Source organism: Microbaculum marinisediminis (assembly GCF_025397915.1).
In the GTDB taxonomy this organism is placed as follows: Bacteria; Pseudomonadota; Alphaproteobacteria; order Rhizobiales; family Tepidamorphaceae; genus Microbaculum; species Microbaculum marinisediminis.
This window is the reverse complement of the sequence record NZ_JALIDZ010000001.1, coordinates 270,797-287,739: the sequence shown is the minus strand read 5'-3', so window position 1 is coordinate 287,739 and position 16,943 is coordinate 270,797. Positions and strand designations below refer to the sequence as shown.

14 protein-coding genes are annotated in these 16,943 nt (G+C 67.4%); 7 read left to right on the top strand and 7 right to left on the bottom strand.

The genetic code is table 11. The features are described from left to right. Nucleotides 1-11 precede the first annotated feature (11 nt). Nucleotides 12-2,420 (top strand): patatin-like protein, encoded by a 2,409-nt coding sequence (locus MUB46_RS01420; protein ID WP_261614077.1) that lies wholly within the window; start codon nt 12-14, stop codon nt 2,418-2,420. Between the two features lie 29 nt (nt 2,421-2,449). Here the strand turns inward: MUB46_RS01420 and MUB46_RS01415 are convergent, their stop codons facing one another. Further along, on the bottom strand, nt 2,450-2,902 hold the full coding sequence (locus tag MUB46_RS01415) for a MarR family winged helix-turn-helix transcriptional regulator (protein WP_261614076.1): 453 nt from the start codon (nt 2,900-2,902) through the stop codon (nt 2,450-2,452). A gap of 94 nt (nt 2,903-2,996) precedes the next feature. On the opposite strand from MUB46_RS01415, the gene MUB46_RS01410 reads away from it, so the two are divergent. The 3 genes from MUB46_RS01410 to MUB46_RS01400 all read left to right on the top strand — a co-directional run bounded on the left by MUB46_RS01410 (nt 2,997) and on the right by MUB46_RS01400 (nt 4,850). Continuing rightward, a complete protein-coding gene (locus MUB46_RS01410; protein WP_261614075.1) occupies nt 2,997-3,449 on the top strand; it encodes a YybH family protein in 453 nt (150 codons plus the stop codon). 45 nt (nt 3,450-3,494) lie between these two features. Further along, nucleotides 3,495-3,995: a VOC family protein gene (locus MUB46_RS01405; RefSeq protein ID WP_261614074.1), complete on the top strand. Its 501-nt coding sequence runs from the start codon at nt 3,495-3,497 to the stop codon at nt 3,993-3,995. An 81-nt stretch (nt 3,996-4,076) separates the two neighbouring features. Further along, a complete protein-coding gene (locus MUB46_RS01400; RefSeq protein ID WP_261614073.1) occupies nt 4,077-4,850 on the top strand; it encodes a VOC family protein in 774 nt (257 codons plus the stop codon). Between the two features lie 9 nt (nt 4,851-4,859). Here MUB46_RS01400 and MUB46_RS01395 read toward each other — a convergent pair whose 3' ends face one another. Then, entirely contained in the window at nt 4,860-6,818 is a 1,959-nt protein-coding gene (locus MUB46_RS01395; protein WP_261614072.1) for an acetoacetate--CoA ligase, read from the bottom strand. A 197-nt stretch (nt 6,819-7,015) separates the two neighbouring features. On the opposite strand from MUB46_RS01395, the gene MUB46_RS01390 reads away from it, so the two are divergent. Next, a complete protein-coding gene (locus tag MUB46_RS01390; protein WP_261614071.1) occupies nt 7,016-8,971 on the top strand; it encodes an AsmA family protein in 1,956 nt (651 codons plus the stop codon). 198 nt (nt 8,972-9,169) lie between these two features. After that, nucleotides 9,170-10,345 (top strand): hypothetical protein, encoded by a 1,176-nt coding sequence (locus MUB46_RS01385; RefSeq protein ID WP_261614070.1) that lies wholly within the window; start codon nt 9,170-9,172, stop codon nt 10,343-10,345. Nucleotides 10,346-10,418: 73 nt separating this feature from the next. Here the strand turns inward: MUB46_RS01385 and MUB46_RS01380 are convergent, their stop codons facing one another. The 5 genes from MUB46_RS01380 to MUB46_RS01360 form a co-directional block, all read right to left on the bottom strand. Continuing rightward, nucleotides 10,419-11,240, bottom strand: coding sequence for an ABC transporter permease (locus MUB46_RS01380; protein ID WP_261614069.1), 822 nt, complete (start codon nt 11,238-11,240; stop codon nt 10,419-10,421). After that, nucleotides 11,237-12,157 (bottom strand): ABC transporter permease subunit, encoded by a 921-nt coding sequence (locus tag MUB46_RS01375; protein WP_261614068.1) that lies wholly within the window; start codon nt 12,155-12,157, stop codon nt 11,237-11,239. Before MUB46_RS01375 ends, MUB46_RS01380 begins: the two co-directional genes overlap by 4 nt. Nucleotides 12,158-12,169: 12 nt before the next feature. Continuing rightward, nucleotides 12,170-13,324 carry an ABC transporter ATP-binding protein gene (locus MUB46_RS01370; protein ID WP_261614067.1) on the bottom strand — a complete coding sequence of 385 codons (1,155 nt, stop codon included), beginning with the start codon at nt 13,322-13,324 and terminating at the stop codon, nt 12,170-12,172. A 102-nt stretch (nt 13,325-13,426) separates the two neighbouring features. Then, nucleotides 13,427-14,518 carry a polyamine ABC transporter substrate-binding protein gene (locus MUB46_RS01365; protein WP_261614066.1) on the bottom strand — a complete coding sequence of 364 codons (1,092 nt, stop codon included), beginning with the start codon at nt 14,516-14,518 and terminating at the stop codon, nt 13,427-13,429. Between the two features lie 259 nt (nt 14,519-14,777). Continuing rightward, nucleotides 14,778-16,142: a glutamine synthetase family protein gene (locus tag MUB46_RS01360; protein WP_261614065.1), complete on the bottom strand. Its 1,365-nt coding sequence runs from the start codon at nt 16,140-16,142 to the stop codon at nt 14,778-14,780. 109 nt (nt 16,143-16,251) lie between these two features. Between MUB46_RS01360 and MUB46_RS01355 the strand changes: the two genes are divergently transcribed. Beyond that, entirely contained in the window at nt 16,252-16,923 is a 672-nt protein-coding gene (locus MUB46_RS01355; RefSeq protein WP_261614064.1) for a GntR family transcriptional regulator, read from the top strand. Nucleotides 16,924-16,943 lie beyond the last annotated feature (20 nt).

Here is a 16,943-nt window from a genome sequence, read left to right as displayed (position 1 = left end):
TGGAGGAAACGATGCGCGAGAAGGAGCTCCGCCTCGCTCTCGTGCTGTATGGCGGCGTCTCGCTCGCCGTCTACATGTTCGGCGTCTGCCGGGAGATCAAGAAGCTCGTCCGCGCGTCGAAGCTGTTCCATGCCATTCAGCCGGAGCAGCGCGAGACCGCCGGGATCGGGCCGGCGGAAGCGGGGCCGGGACGCGAGACCGACACCGAACGCGTCTATTTCGAGCTTCTGCGCCAGCTTGCCCGGCACACCGAGTTGCGCGTCGTCGTCGACGTCATCGCCGGCGCTTCGGCCGGCGGCATCAACGGCATCTTCCTATCGCGCGCGCTGGCCCACGACCTGCCGCTGCATCCCCTGCGCGACATGTGGCTGGAGAACGCCGACGTTACCCGGCTGATCGAGGAGGAGGCGCTGGCCGGCCCCTTCTCCAAGCGGTTCATGACGCCCGTCGTCAGCCGCATCCTGCGCTATGACCCGGTGCTGGCGGAGAACGAGGAAACCCGCACCAAGCTCGACCGCTTCGTGCGGTCCCGCTGGTTCCAGCCGCCCTTTTCCGGCCCTCGGTTCACCGGCTGGATGTTCGACGCGGCGGAGGCGATGGGGGCGGCGATGGGCGAAGCGGTGGGCGAGGGGACGCCCCGCCACTCGCTCCTGCCCGATGATCACGCCCTCGACCTGTTCGTGTCGATCACCGACTACAACGGGCATCCCCGCCAGGTGCCGCTCGACGACCCGCCGGTCGCCATCGAGCTCGACCATCAGTTCGACATGCGGTTCCGCTATCGCCGCCGCGCCTCGGGCCTGATCGAGAGCGAGTTCGACCGCGCCGCCATCCCCGGCCTGATCTTCGCCGCCCGCGCGACATCCTCGTTTCCGGGCGCCTTTGCACCCGCCACCATCGAGGAGACCGAGGCGGTTCTGCACCGCCGGGGTATGGACTGGCCCGATCGCGACGCCTTCATGCGGGCCAAGCTCGCCGAGGTCGCCCGCGATGGTCGCGACCCGCGCACCATTCCCTTCGTCGATGGCGCGGTCGTGACCAACAAGCCCTTCGCCGCCGCGCTGTCCGCGCTGTCGGGACGGCCGGCCAACCGCGAGGTGGTGCGCCGTATCGTCTTCGTCGACCCGAACCCGGACATCGAGTTTTCCGACAATGAGGTACTGCCCGGGTTCTTCCGGGCGATCTTCGCCTCGATGGCCGAGATTCCGCGCAACGAACCCATCCACCACGAACTAGAGCGCGTCGCGGAGCTGAACGATCGGATCGCGGTGGTCTCGGAGGTCGTCGACGCGGCGCGCCCGCGCATCCGGCTGCTGGTGCAGTCGATGCTCGACGAGGATCGCGACGATGCGCCCTCGGCCGGCATATTCGCGGCCTGGCGCGACGTTGCCAACCGCGGCGCGGCCGTGGAGGCGGGCTTTGCCTTCGAAAGCTATCTGCACCTGAAGATCCTGACCGTCGCCCGCCGCCTGCGCGCGTTCATCGAAACGGCGGAGGGGCGCGACCTCGCCGGGCTCGGTCACCGCATCGCCCGACCGCTGCTGATCGAGGCGCGCGATCCCGACGGCCGCGTCTCGGCGGAGGCGATCGCCTTCCTGCGCGCCTTCGACGCCGATTTCCGGGTCCGCCGGCTGCGCTTCGTCATCCGACACCTGAACGAGCTCTACTATTCGAGCCGGTCGGAGGCGGAAGCCGACCCGGTCGATCCCGCCAAACTCGACGAACTGAAGACCGAGTTCTACGACCTGCTCGACGGCATCAAGGAACGCATGTCGGAGCCGCCCGCCGATCCGGACGCCCTGGGCGCCGCGCTTCGCCTCGCCGATCCCGACTCGAGCGCCGCGGACCGGTTTGCCGCGATCGAGCGTCTCGGCCGTGATCTCGGCCTGCAGCAGGTCGACGACCGGCTCGACGAGATCTTCTCGTTGATGGTGCTGAACTATCTGCCGGGCTGGGCCAGGACCGAGCTGATGGTCGCCTATATCGGCTTCCCGTTCTTCGACGTGCTCACCCTGCCGATGACCCAGTGGGAGGACCTCGACGAACTCGACATCATCCGCGTCTTCCGGATCTCGCCCGCCGACGCCCGGACGATCCGCAAGGGCCCGGCGATGGCCAAGTTGAAGGGCCTGCGGCTACGCCGCTTCGCCGCCTTCTTCAATCGCGCCTGGCGCGAGAACGACTATCTGTGGGGCCGCCTCGTCTCGGCGGACCGTCTCGTCACGGTCGTGCTCGCGGCGGCCGGCGACGCGGCGGCCGGCATCGACGCGCTGGCGGCGAAGAAGGCCCTGTTTCGGGCGATCCTCGAGGCCGAGCGCCCGCATCTGAAGGCCGACGAGGGCCTGATCGCCGGTCTCGTCGAGGAGGTGGAGCGGATCGAGGCGGAGCCGTTCGGCGACCCGTCCGCCCCGACTTTCTAGCTGGACGATTTTCTAGCCCGAAGCGTTTTTTAATCCCGGGAATTCAGCGCGTTGAGCCCGGCCCGCAGGGCATCCGGGTCGACGCCGAGCGCTGCCTCGACCTCCGCGTGCGTGTCGCGCCAGATCGGCACCGCCTCGGCCAGCAGCGCGCGGCCTTCAGGCGTCAGCATCAGTTGTCTGCTGCGCCGGTCGTCGGGATCGGTCCTGATCTCGACGAGGCCGCGTCGTTCGAGCGGTTTTAGCGCCGCCGTCAGCGTCGTGCGGTCCATGGCGAGCAGGGTCACCAGATTGCCCATTGCGTGCGGTACCGGCCGGGAGAGCGCGGTCATGAGCGAGAACTGGCCGTTGGTGAGGCCCAGTGGCCGCAACGCTTTGTCGAAGCGCCGGGCCAGTGCGCGCGCCGCGCGCTGCGCATGCAGGCACAGGCAATGGTCGCGGATGAAATGCGCGGTCTCGAGATCGACCGGGGGGGCGTTTGACATGCCGATAATATGTTGATATCAACTCAAGTAGTCAAGCAATAAACGGCGGCATCGGGCCGCCAGCATCGACATGTGCCAACGGCAGGAGGAATTCATGGACGCGCCGCTGACGAAGACGACGCCGGAAGAGGAAGTTCGCGGCGTGATGGGGGATTACTACGAAGCCATCCGATCCGCCGACAGCGATCGTATCGCGTCGTTCTACGCTCCGGACATTCTGGCCTTCGATGCCATCGGCGAGCTGCGTTTCGAGGGGCGCGATGCCTACAAGGCGCATTGGGAGGCGTGCATGGCCATGTGCGAGGGAATGACCGATCCCGTCTTCGAAATGCGCGACCTCGCGGTATCGGCGGGCAGCGACGTGGCGTTCGGGCACTGGCTCGTTCGCTGTGGCGGCACCGACCCGAAGGGCGAGACCAATACGTTCTGGATGCGGGCGAGCGCTGGTCTGGAGCGGCGCGACGACCGGTGGGTGATCGTTCACGAACACAATTCGGCGCCGTTCGATCCCGTCAGCAACGCGGTGATGATGGGTCTCGAACCCTGATCGCCCCGGCCGGCGCAGGAGTGCCAGCGCAGGAGTGAAGGTAACATGGCAAGCGTGCAGACGATCACCCCCTGCCTCTGGTTTGACGGCCGGGCGGAGGAGGCCGCGCAATTCTACGTGTCCATCTTCGACGACTCTGAGATCCTCTCCGTAACCCGCTTCGGCAAGGCCGGCTTCGAGCACCATGGCCGCCCCGAGGGCTCGGCGATGACCGTGACCTACCGGATCGCGGGCCAGCAGTTCACCGCGCTCAACGGGGGACCGAACTTCAGGTTCACAGAAGCCGTCTCCTTCGTCGTGCGGTGCGATAGCCAGGCCGAGGTCGACCGGTTCTGGGCGGCCCTTGCCGACGGCGGCGATCCGGCAGCGCAGGCCTGCGGCTGGCTGAAGGACCGCTTCGGCCTGTCCTGGCAGATCGTGCCGGCCGAGCTGTACGCGATGCTGGAAAGCGGCGAGGCCGACCGGACCGAACGGGCGATGGCCGCGCTGATGGACATGAAGAAGATCGATCTTGCCGCGCTCAGGCGCGCCTACGAAGGCGCCTGAGTACCGGATTGGCCCGCCCGATATCTCTTTGAACCGGCCAACGAGCGACAGCAACCAAACGGAATCACAGGGAGTATTTCGATGTCGGATTTCCAGGGCAAGTTCGTCTGGTACGAGCTGATGACGACGGACACCGCGGCGGCGCGGGCGTTCTACGGCGACGTGGTCGGCTGGGCCGGCCGGGATTCCGGCATGCCGGGCATCGACTACACGCTCCTGTCGGCGAACGGTGCAGATGTCGCCGGAATCATGGATATGCCGGAAGGGCCGTGCGATGCCGCCGGTCCGTTCTGGATCGGCTACGTCGCGGTCGCCGATGTCGACGCGTCTGCGGAGCAGGTTCAGGCCGCGGGCGGCGCGATCAACCGTGCCGCCGACGACATTCCGGGCGTTGGCCGCTTCGCCGTCGTCGCCGATCCTTACGGCGCGTCCTTCTGCCTGTTCGCGGCGCTGCCCATGGACGGTGACGGCCCCGCCGAGGCCGGTCCGATGACGCCGGGCCATACCGGCTGGCACGAACTGATGACGGACGACCTGGAAGGCGCCTTCGCGTTCTATTCCGGCCTGTTCGGATGGGAGAAGGGCGAGGCGTTCGATATGGGGCCGATGGGGATCTATCAGCTCTTCGGCAAGGACGGCACCATGTTCGGCGGCATGATGAAGCGGTCCGCCGACAGTCCGGCCGGCTGGGACTACTACTTCACGGTTCCTGAGATCCGGTCGGCCGTCGAACGGGTCAGAAAGGCCGGCGGAGCGACCAGGTCCGAACCGATGGACGTCCCCGGCGGCGCATGGATCGTGCATGGAACCGACCCGCAGGGCGGCCGCTTCTCGCTGGTCGCCCCGCCGGCGTGATCCGGTCCGCTAGCTCTTCAGGTCCGTCAGATCCCTGAACAGGTCGAGCGCTTCCGGATTGGCGAGCGCCTCCTTGTTCTTCACCTCGCGGCCGTGCACCACGTCGCGCACGGCGAGTTCGGTGATCTTGCCGGACTTGGTGCGCGGGATGTCGGCGACGGCGACCACCTTGGCCGGCACGTGGCGCGGGCTCGCGCCCTCGCGGACCTGCTTGCGGATGCGGGCGATCAGGTCGTCGTCGAGCGTGACGCCCTCTGCGAGGCGGACGAACAGCACGACGCGAACGTCGTCGTCCCACTGCTGGCCGATGGCGATCGCCTCGACGATCTCGGGAAGCTGCTCGACCTGGGCGTAGATCTCGGCGGTGCCGATCCTGACGCCGCCGGGGTTGAGCGTCGCGTCGGAGCGGCCGTGGATGATCACGCCGCCGTGCACCGTCCATTCCGCGAAGTCGCCGTGGCACCAGACGTTGTCGAAGCGCTCGAAATAGGCCGAGCGGTACTTGGCGCCGTCAGGGTCGTTCCAGAACATGATCGGCATCGACGGAAACGCTTTGGTGCAGACCAGTTCGCCCTTGACGCCGGGCGGACAGGACTGGCCGTCGTCGTCCCACATGTCGACGGCCATGCCCAGCCCCGGTCCCTGGATCTCGCCGCGCCACACCGGCGCGATCGGATTGCCGAGGACGAAGCAGGAGACGATGTCGGTGCCGCCGGAGACCGAGGCCAGGTGGATGTCCGGCTTGATCGCCTCGTAGACGAAGTCGAAGCTCTCCGCCGAAAGCGGCGATCCGGTCGAGGCCATCGCCCGGACCGTCGACAAGTCGTGCGTGTCGCGCGGCCTCAGGCCCGCCTTCTTCACCGCGTCGATATATTTCGCCGAGGTGCCGAACAGCGTCATCTTCTCGTCCTGGGCGTAGTCGAACAGGACGTTGCCGGTCGGGTGGAACGGCGAGCCGTCATAGAGCAGCAGCGTCGCGTCGGCGGCCAGCGCGCTGACCAGCCAGTTCCACATCATCCAGCCGAGCGTGGTGAAGTAGAATACCCGGTCCCCCGCCCGGATGTCGGAGTGGAGCTGATGCTCCTTCAGGTGCTGCAGCAGCGTGCCGCCGGCCGAATGCACGATGCACTTCGGAACCCCCGTCGTGCCGCTCGAGAACAGGATGTAGAGCGGATGGGAGAACGGCTGGCGGGCGAACGTGACCGCTTTCGCCGGATGGCCGGCGATCGCCTCGGCCAGCGGCACCGCCTTGGCGACCTTGGCCGCGACCTCCTCGGCGATGTCGAGATAGGGGACGACGATCACCGCCTCGAGCGAGGGCAATCTGTCGGCGACCGCGGCGAGCTTTTCGGCGACTTCGATGCGCTTGCCCGCGTACCAGTATCCGTCGCAGGCGATCAGAACCTTGGGCTCGATCTGGCCGAAGCGATCGAGCACGCCGCGCTCGCCGAAATCCGGCGAGCAGGACGACCAGATCGCCCCGAGCGAGGCCGCGGCCAGCATCGCCGCGATCGATTCCGGCATGTTGGGCATCATCGCCGCGACCCGGTCGCCGGCCGTGACGCCATGCGCCTGAAACACCTGCTGCAACCGCGAAACCAGATCGTTCAGCGCCTTCCAGCTCATCCGGCGGCTAACCTTGTCCTCGCCGCGGAACACGAGCGCGTCGCCGTCGTCGGAGCGGCGCAGCAGGTTCTCGGCGAAATTGAGCCTGGCATCGGGGAAGAACGCGGCGCCGGGCATGCGCTCGCCGTCTTTCAGTAGGGTCTCGCCCTTCTCGCCGATGACGCCGCCGAAATCCCAGACGGCCGACCAGAAGTCCTCGCGCCGCTCGACGGAAAATCTGTGGAGAGCCTCGTATCCGTCGAGGCGGAGGCCGTGCCGTTCATCGACAAGTCGCATGAACCGCGTCATGTTCGCATTCGCGACGGTGTCTGCGGGCGGGGACCAAAGCGGCTGATCGGACATGGTTGCTCCTGGCGACTTCTGTTCGGCCGGGCGCGGCGATGGCGAGCGGCCGGAATACGTTTCGGGCTTATTGCCACAGGCGTCGGCGCGACGCCATCCGATCGGGCCGGAATTGACCCGTCGGTGGCGGAAATATAGTGATTCCGCGGAAACAGTACCGAGGACGGAGTGCGAGCGGCACGACAAAGGTCGACGCCATGAAGCGGCTGGTTATGGCCGCCGCGACCTGTTTGGCGGTTGCGGCCGGCACGCTTTTCTATGTGTCCACCCGGGTCTCGGAGGACGCGGTGCTGCGCGCGACCGCCGAGAAGGTCGCCACGCTGACCGGCAACTGGGTGGAGATCCGCGGCGCGACCACGGTTTCGTTCTTGCCGTTTCCGGTGTTCGAGCTGAACGATGTCGTGCTGACGCGGCGCGAGGGCGATGAGGCCGACGAGATCGCCGCGATCGACGTGCTGCGTGGGTCCGTCGCCGTTCTGCCGCTGCTGATCGGTCATGTCGAGCTCAAGGATTTCGTGCTGGTGCGTCCGCGCGTCCGCCTCGCGGTCGACCGCCGCGGCCGCGGGAACTGGATCGCCGGCCGCCGACGCGCCGCCGAAGACGATACCGCGCCGCCGCCGGTGGAAGACCAGCATCTGGGAAGCTTCCGCATCGAAGACGGTGCGATTGCCTATGCGAACGAGCGGACCGGCGCCCGGCATGCCCTGACCGCCGTCAACGCTACGATATCCTGGTCCCGTCTCGCCGCCCCACTGAATGCTACCGGCACGTTGATCTGGAACGGCGAGAACGTACGGTTCGGTCTCGGCGCCGAGGCTCCGCTCGACTTCGTGAACAACGGCAGTTCCCAGGCCCGCATCAGCGTGGAATCGGGTGTCGCCAATGTCGCGTTCGACGGCAATGCCCACAACAAGCCGGATCCCCAGCTCGAGGGCACCGCGCGGCTGCAGGCGCCGTCGGTGCGCGGCCTGTTGCGCTGGATCGGTACCGACCTGGGCTCCGGACCCGGCCTCAACGCGGTGTCGCTTGCCGGCAGGATCAATCTGATCGGCAATTCGCTGTCCCTGTCCGAGTTGGTCCTCAGCCTCGATAACAACGAGGCGGAGGGGGGCGTGAAGATCACGCTCGGCGGAAAGCAGACAGGGATTCAGGGCACGCTCGCCTTCGAGACCCTCGATCTCGGCGTCTACCGAACCCCGCCCGAGGAGGGCGCGCCGACGGTTCCGCAGCCGGAACAGGCCATGTCGACCGTCGTCGACCTGTCCGCGTTGCAGCGCTTCGGCGCCGATCTGCGGGTGTCCGCCGCCAGCGTGACCTATGGCGATCTGACCCTCGGCCGCACCGCCGGCACGGTCACCGTGCGCAAGGGCGCCATCGATCTCGGCGTCGGCGAGGCGACGCTCTATGGCGGTATGGCGCAAGGCAGCATCAGCGCCACGCCGACCCCGGACGGGGCCAGGATCAAGGTCGCCCTGAAGCTGGACAAGACCGATATCGGTCAGCTGCTGACCGCGCTCAGCGGCTCCTCGCGCATCTCCGGCACGACGACCGCCCGGGTGGACCTGTCGGGGACGGGCCGCACGGTGGCCGGCATCGTCGCCAGCCTGTCTGGCAATGCCACGCTGGCGATTTCACCGGGCGCGATTCAGGGCATCGACATCGAAAAGCTGCTGGCCGCGCTGGAAACCGGCCGCGTCGAGGGCTGGCCGGCGACGTCGGCCGCCACCGATCTCGACGACCTGACCGCCACCTTCACCGTATCCGAAGGCACCGCCACGACCGAGGATTTCCGGGTGACGGGGCCGAAGATCGCGGTGTCCGCCGATGGCGAGGTTCGGCTGGTCTCCGCCTCGATCGCCGGGCACGGCACCGCCGATCTGGGCGCGGCGTCGGAATCGGCGATCAACGGGTCTGCAGGCATTTTCTCGGTGCCGTTCGTGATCGAAGGACCGATCGCCAACCCGACCCTCTATCCCGATCCGGTCTGGCTGTTGAATCGACCGACCGCGGCGCCCGAGGAGATCGAGCAGCTGCGTAAGGATCTGCAGCAGAGCCAGCCCGAGGACGTGGTCGAGGACCTGGTCCAGCGTGGCCGCGACATGCCGCCCAAGCCCGCGCCGAGCGAAGAGCAACCGATGGCGCCGAGGCAGTAGAGCTCCGAACCCGCGATCCGCCCCCGGGGACCAGCCCCCGCGACCAGGGTCGTCGCGAGGGCCGGTGTCGTTGTGTATCCTGACGGGCGAATCGCGCAGTCGCTTTTGATCCGGGTCCGTCGGCGCATGTCGTCCGTGTTGTTTCGTCGCTTTCGGGAGCGTTTTCCTCTCCTCGCCGTCTCCGTCGCCGCCGTTCTTGTGGCAGCTGGAGTCGCCCTGCCGTCCATTGCCGCGGCGCAGGAAGGGGGGCTGACGCTGTTCGTGGTCACCGAGCCGCCGATGACGTCGGAGCCGGGCCCGGTATCCTATTCGCCGGGCTCGCGGGCGGTGGCGCGGCTGATCTTCGAGAACCGGGGCGAGGCGCCGCTGGAAGCGATCCGGGTCGAGGTAGAGCTGGCCGGCGCCTGGCCGGCGGTGACCGGCGCCAGCACCTGGACGCGGGACGGCAACACGGTCCGCGCGACCGTCGGCACGCTGGCGCCCGGCGGCTCGATCGAACTGCCCCTGGTCGTCGAGCTTGCCGACGGCACCGAGCGCGGGGCACGCGGCACCGGCGGCGAGGCGCGGATCCGCGCAAGCGTCCCGGCCAGCGGCGAGACGCTGGTCGCCGAGGCCGAGTGGCCGATCGCCAGTTGCGCCGACGCCTACCACGCGGCGCTGCGGCGGATCCGCTACGGCACCTTCGCCGCTCTGCGCGCTGCGGTCGATGCGTCGCGGGAGGCCGACACATCGCTGCCGGGGCGTACCGTCTTCACGTTCAGGCCGGATGGCGGGCGCGAGGCCGCCTCCGCGGTCCGGTTTTCCGAACGGATCGCCAAGGCGCGCGGCCTCGACAGCTACTACACCACCGAGGACATCCGCTGGATCTCCGGCCGGCTGATCAACGACATCGGCGTCTATCTCGGCCAGGACCGCTATCCGGGCCTGTGCACGGGCGTGGCGGAATGGACCGCGATCCTGCAGGACTATATCGGCCGCTTCACCAAGCGGGCGGACGAGATCGGCGCCTATCGCGCCAGCCTGCAGCAGGCCGCGCGTGCCGCGGTCGTCACGGCGGGTTACGGCAGCCTGGGTGTGGACGGCGGCATCGAGCCGAGGAACGTCGCGGCGTCGCTTTTGTCGTCGATCGCCCCCGCCGACGCACCGCCGGCCGGCGCCGCCATCTTCGCTGCCGCCCGCGATGGCGTGGAGGCGGCCGGAACTACGCTGACGCCCGAGCGCCGCGACGACCTGTCCAGGGCGTTCGCCGCGCTCGAACGGCTCTGGTATCTCGATCTGGCCTTCGACCGGGCAGCGGCCGTCGCAGACGGCTTCACCGGCACGCTCGACGCCATCCGCGAGGCGCACGACACCACCTGCACCTGCGGCTCGTAGAGCGCGGCCGAAAGGCCGAGCCGTATCGGGCCCGGATCGCTCCGGCCTTCGACCCCAAACAGCGGGACGCCGGCTACGGCGCCGCGGCCGCCATGCGCTCGGCCTTCTGCCGTTCCACTTCCTGCCGCTTGGTGATCAGCGAGGCGGTGATCACGCCGAAGGTGACGATGGTGATCAGCACGGTGGAGACCGCGTTGATCTCCGGCGTGACGCCGAGGCGGACGGCGGAATAGATGCGCATCGGCAGGGTCGTCGCGCCGGGGCCCGTGGTGAAGCTGGCGATCACCAGGTCGTCGAGCGACAACGTGAAGGCCAGCATCCATCCCGCGATGATCGCCGGCAGGATGATCGGTAGCGTCACCACGAAGAAGGTCTTGAACGGCGGGCAGCCGAGATCCATCGCCGCCTCTTCCAGCGAGCGGTCGAAGGTGACGAGGCGCGACTGCACCACCACCGCGACGAAGCACAGCGAGAAGGTGACGTGGGCGATGGTCACCGTCCAGAAGCCGCGGTCGAAATTGACCGCCACGAACAGCAGCAGCAGCGACAGGCCGGTGATGACCTCGGGCATGACCAGCGGCGCGTAGACCATGCCGGAGAACAGCGTGCGCCCGTAGAACCGGCCGTGCCGCACCAGCGCCAGCGCCGCCAGCGTGCCGAACACGGTGGCGACCGTCGCCGACAGGAGGCCGACGCGCAACGTCACCCAGGCCGCGTCCAGCAGCTGCTGGTTCTGGAGCATCGCCACATACCACTTGGTCGACCAGCCGGCCCAGATGGCGACGTTTCGACCGGCATTGAACGAGTAGATGACCAGCAGAACGATCGGGAGGTAGAGGAAGGCGAAGCCGAGCGTCACCGAGACGATGTTGAAGAGGCTGGGGCCTTTCCTCATGTGTTCCGCTCCTGCTGGCGCTGCTGCAGGTTCTGGAAGATCACGATGGGGATGACCAGGATCAGGAGCAGGATCACCGCCACCGAGGAGGCCAGCGGCCAGTCGCGGTTTGAGAAGAACTCCGCCCACAGCGTCTTGCCGATCATCAGCGTCTCCGATCCGCCGAGCAGATCCGGGATCACGAACTCGCCGACCGCCGGGATGAACACCAGGAAGCAGCCGGCGATGACGCCGGGCAGCGACAGCGGGAAGGTGACGACCCAGAACGTCTTGTACGGCGGGCAGCCCAGATCGGACGCCGCCTCCAGGAGCGACTCGTCCATCTTCTCGAGCGCGGCATAGAGCGGCAGCACCATGAACGGCAGGTACGAATAGACGATGCCGATATAGACGGCGATGTTGGTCGACAGGATGGTCAGCGGCGAGTCGATCAGTCCGATCCAGCTCAGGAACGTGTTGAGCAGCCCCTCGCGGCTCAGGATGCCGATCCAGGCGTAGACGCGGATCAGGAAGCTCGTCCAGAACGGCAGGATGACCAGCATCACCAGCGTCGGCCGCCACGCCTTCGGCGAGCGTGCCATGCCATAGGCGATGGGGTAGCCGATGAGCAGAACGATGAAGGTCGAGACCAGGGCGATCTGCAGGCTCGACAGGTAGGACTTGATGTAGAGCGAGTCCGACGCCAGGAAGGCGTAGTTGTCGAGCGACAGCTCGCGCAGGCTCTCCAGGAACGCGCCTATTCCCGCCGACAGGTCGAAGGTCGGCAGGTACGGCGGCATGGCGATAGCCGTCTGCGACAGCGATATCTTCAGGACGATCAGGAACGGCGCCAGGAAGAAGGCAAGCAGCCACAGGTAGGGGACGAGAACCACCAGGCTCTTCGACTTGATCAACGGTTTGCGGGTCGGCGCGGCCATCGCTTCACCTCCTCACGTCGTCAGGACGACGCCGGCGTCGCGCGGCCAGGTGAGCCACACCTTGTCGTCCCAGCCGATCGGCCGTTCCACCAGGCGCGTCTGGTTGGTCACCGTCGACTTGATGACGTTCCCGTTGTCGAGCTTGACGTGATAGACGGAGACGTCGCCGAGATAGCCGATATCCCAGACCTCGCCGCTGACGCAGTTGGTCGCCGTGTCGGCCGGTTCGTCGAGCGAGATGCGCATCTTCTCCGGCCGGATGGCGAGCCAGGCGTCGGCGCCAACCGTCGCATCGACGTCGTCCTGGCTGGCGACGATGGTGCAGGCGATCTCGTCGCTCCTGATACGCACGCCCGCGTCGTCGAGCGCGGCGATCTTGCCGCTCAGGAAATTCACGTCGCCGATGAAGTCGGCGACATAGCGCGTGCTCGGGAACTCGTAGATGACCGCGGGCGAGGCCACCTGGATGATCTTGCCGTGGTCCATGACGGCGATGCGGTCCGACACCGTCATCGCTTCTTCCTGGTCGTGGGTGACGATCACGAAGGTCAGGCCGAGCTCCTGTTGCAGGTCCATCAGCTCGAACTGGGTTTCCTCGCGCAGCTTGCGGTCGAGCGCGCCGAGCGGCTCGTCGAGGAGCAGCACCTTCGGCCGCTTGGCGATCGAGCGGGCGAGCGCGACGCGCTGGCGCTGGCCGCCGGAGAGCTGGTGCGGCTTGCGCTTGGCGAAGGGCTCAAGCTTGGTGAGCCGCAGCATCTCGTTGACCCGCGCCGCGATGTCGGCCTTGGCCATGCCGTCCTGCTTGAGGCCGAAGGCGATGTTGCCCTCCACCGTCATGTGCGGAAACAGGGCGTAGGACTGGAACATCATGTTGACCGGCCGCCGGTGTGGCGGCACGCCGGAGATGTCCTGGCCGTCGAGCAGGATGCGCCCCTCGCTCGGCTTCTCGAAGCCCGCGAGCATTCGCAGCAGGGTCGTCTTGCCGCAACCGGACGGCCCCAGCAGCGAGAAGAACTCGCGCTCGTAGACGTCGAGGCTGAGATTGTCGACGGCGACGAAGTCGCCGAAGCGCTTGGTTACGTTGTCGAAGCGGATAAACGCTTTCGCCGACGGGTCTTCCCATGGCGCGAACTTGCGCTTGATGGGCCCGGATGCCTTGGCCGCCATTCAACCCCCCCCCGTGCCGATGCGACACTAGCAAAAGACAGAAAACCGATCCGGACAGGAAACGGGCCGGGGAATTTCCCCGGCCCGGATCGGCTTCTGCATTCAGGTGCCCGACTTGATCCGGGTCCATGCGCGGGTGACCACCCGCTGGACTTTCGGGTCGTAGGGCGTGGTCGTGTACAGCCGTCCGACGGTCTCCTCGTCGGGATAGATCGCCGTGTCGCCGATCACGTCCTCTTCCAGCAACGGCTGGGAGTCCTTGTTGCCGTTGGCGTAGTAGATGTAGTTCGAGTTCTCAGCCGCGATCTCGGGCTTCATCATGAAGTTGATGAAGGCGAGCGCCTCTTCGGGGTGCGGCGCGTCGGCGGGGATCGCCAGGTTGTCGAACCACATCATCGCGCCTTCCTTCGGGATCGCATAGGCGATCTCGATGCCGGTATCGGCTTCCGCGGCGCGGTCGCGCGACTGCAGGATGTCGCCCGACCAGCCGACCGCCAGGCAGATGTTCCCGTTGGCCAGCGCCTCGATGTACTCCGAGGAGTGGAACTTCTGGACGTGCGGACGGATCGTCTCGATCAGCTTGGCGGCTTCCTCGATCTCGGCCGGGTCCTTGGAGTCCGGGTCCTTGCCCAGGTAGTTGAGTGCGGCCGGGATCATCTCGTCGGCGGCGTCGAGCATGTGGATGCCGCAGTCGGCGAACTTGGAGACCACCTCCGGATCGAAGATCATCGCCCAGGAATCCACCGGCGCGTCGGGCATGCGTTCCTCGATCATGCCGACGTTGTAGCCGATGCCGGTCGTCCCCCACATGTAGTTGACGGCATGCTCGTTGCCGGGGTCGAACTTGGCGATGCGCTCGGCGATCGCATCCCACTGATGCGTGATGTTCGGCAGCTTCGACTTGTCGAGCGGCTGGAACACGCCGGCCTGGATCTGGCGGGCCAGGAAGGTGCCGGACGGCACCACCACGTCGTAGCCCGTGCTGCCGGCCAGCAGCTTGGTCTCGAGGATGTCGTTGGAGTCGAACACGTCGTAGACGACCTTGATGCCGGTCTCCTCGGTGAACTCGTCGAGGACGTCTTCGCCGATGTAGTCCGACCAGTTGTAGACGTGCACCACCTTGTCCTGGGCCGTGGCCGCGACGGTCATCGCGGCGCTCACGGCCAGGGCGGTGGCGATACGGTTGACGATCATTCTGTTCTCCTGTTCTCCGTTGGCTTTTGACTTCGGACCGTCTTGCGCGGTCCCGTCTCTCTGCGTCGCATCAAAACGCCGATTTCACTGGCGTGCAACACCGTCCCTCGCGTTCCCGCGGCACATATTTAGGTTACGAATCCGAGCGGCAAATTCTAAGCCGCGAAACCCTTGGGTTCCGGGCGCTTCACCCTGCCGCGAAAACTCGCCATAGCGCCGATTCCACCGGCGCGCAACACGCGTCTGACGCGCTGCCGCGTCACAGATACGTCTCGTATTCGAGCGGTGACACGTAAGCCTCGAAACCCTCGAGTTCCTGGCGCTTGATCTTGCCGTAGAAGTCCCGCCATTCGGCGCCGAACGTATCGGCGATCCAGTCGGACGTCTCGAAGCGGTCCAGCGCATGGCGCATGGTCGGCGGCAGCCGGTCGGTGGCGACCGCGCTGACGTCGCCCTCGACGGGCAGCGGCAACGGCAGGTCCTCGGCCAGCCCCCGCTCCGCGCCGGCCAGGATGGCGGCCAGCACGAGATGCGGATTGGCGTCGGCGCCGGCGACCCGGTGTTCGAACCGCCGCGCCGGCCCGCTGGCGCGCGGCAGCCGCACGGCGACGTAGCGGTTGTTCTCCGCCCACAGCGCCTTCGACGGCGAATAGGCGCCGGAAAGCCGGCGGAAGCCGTTATAGGTCGACACGAACAGCAGCGTCGCCTCGTGCATGGTGTCGAGCAGGCCGGCGACGCAGCGCCGCAGCAGCGCCTCGCCGTCGGGGCCGGTGCCGAACACGTTGCGCCCGTCCTGGTCGACGAGGCTGACATGGGCGTGCATGCCGTTGCCCGAGCGCTCGGCGAACGGCTTGGCCATGAACGAGGCCTTCAGCCCGTGCTTGCGCGCGACCTGCCGGATGATCCGCCGCAGCATCAGCGCCTGGTCGGCTGCGGCGAACGGATCGCCGACATGCAGGAGGTTGATCTCGAACTGCCCCGGAGCGGCTTCCGAGATGATGGTGTCGGTGGCCACGTCCAGCGCCTCGGCGGCCGCCTCGATCTCGGCGAACAGGTCGCTGTAGGCCCGCAGGTCCGATACCGAATAGATGTTGGTGCGGTCCGGGCCGATGCCCTCGTTGACGGCCGATGGCACCGTGCCGGCGTCGGCGTCCGCGAACAGGTAGAATTCCAGCTCGAACGCGGTGACCGGGCGCAGGCCCCGCGCGGCCAGCCGTGCGACGGCTTTCTCCAGCAGCGTTCGCGGGTCGGCGAAGAACGGCCCGCCGTCCTCGTCGTCCATCCTGAGCATCACCTGGGCCGTCGGCCGCTCCGCCCAGGGCACGCGCCGCAGGCTGCCCGGCACCGGCCGGCACATCCCGTCGCGGTCGCCGGTCTCGTGATACAGGCCGGTCGCCAGCACGTCGGATCCCCAGGCATCCAGCGCGAACACCGATTTCGCCAGCGCCAGCCCATCGCGGAACAGCCCGTCGATGTGATTGGCCGGCATCCACTTGCCGCGGAACACCCCGTTGGAGTCCGGCAGCAGCAGTTCGACGATTTCGATGTCGGGATTGGCCGAGGTGAAGCGTGCGGCTTCGTCCGCGATCCTGGGTATGGGTTGTTCCACCACCGGGTGGGCCATGGATATGCCGTCGGTTGCGTCTAGAAGGGCTTTCTGGAATTATTATCGGCAAATGTGATCACGCTTCGAGAGGGCTGTCAACTTGGGTGCCGGACGAGAGTCGGAAGGTGTGCGGGAGACCATGCACGAGCGCGTCTATCGGGAGCTGCGCGCTCGCCTGATTTGCGGCCGCGTCGTTCCCGGCCGGCCGGTGACCTTGCGGGGTCTGGCCTCGGAACTCGGGGTGAGCCCGATGCCGGTCCGCGAGGCCGTCAGCCGGCTGGTCGCCGAGCGCGCCCTGGCGATGACGCCGAGCCGGCGCATCGCGGTTCCCGAGATGACGCGGCAGCGCTTCGAAGAGCTGGTGACGGCCCGCGAACGGCTCGAGCCGGCCGCCGCCAGCCGCGCCCTGCCGTACCTCCAGCGCCGCGACGTCGCCGCGCTGCGCAAGATCGATGACGGGTTGGAAGAGCAGCTCAAGACCGGAAACGTCGAGGGCTATGTCGCCGCCAACCACGCCTTCCATTTCCACATCTACAGCGCCGCGCCCTCCGAGGTGCTGGTTCCGCTGATCGAGAGCCTGTGGATGCAGTTCGGGCCGTTCATGCGCCTCGTCTACGGCCGGGTCGGCACCAGCTGGCTCGTCGACTATCACGAGCAGGCGCTCGCCGCGATCCTGGCCCGCGACGCCGAAGCGCTGGCCGACGCCATCCGGTCCGACATCCGCGACGGCATGCAGCACATCGGCAACAGCGTCTTCGAAAGCGACGAGCCGTCGCCGCGCCACGCCGGGGCGAGCTGATCGTCGCGCCCGCCCTTTGT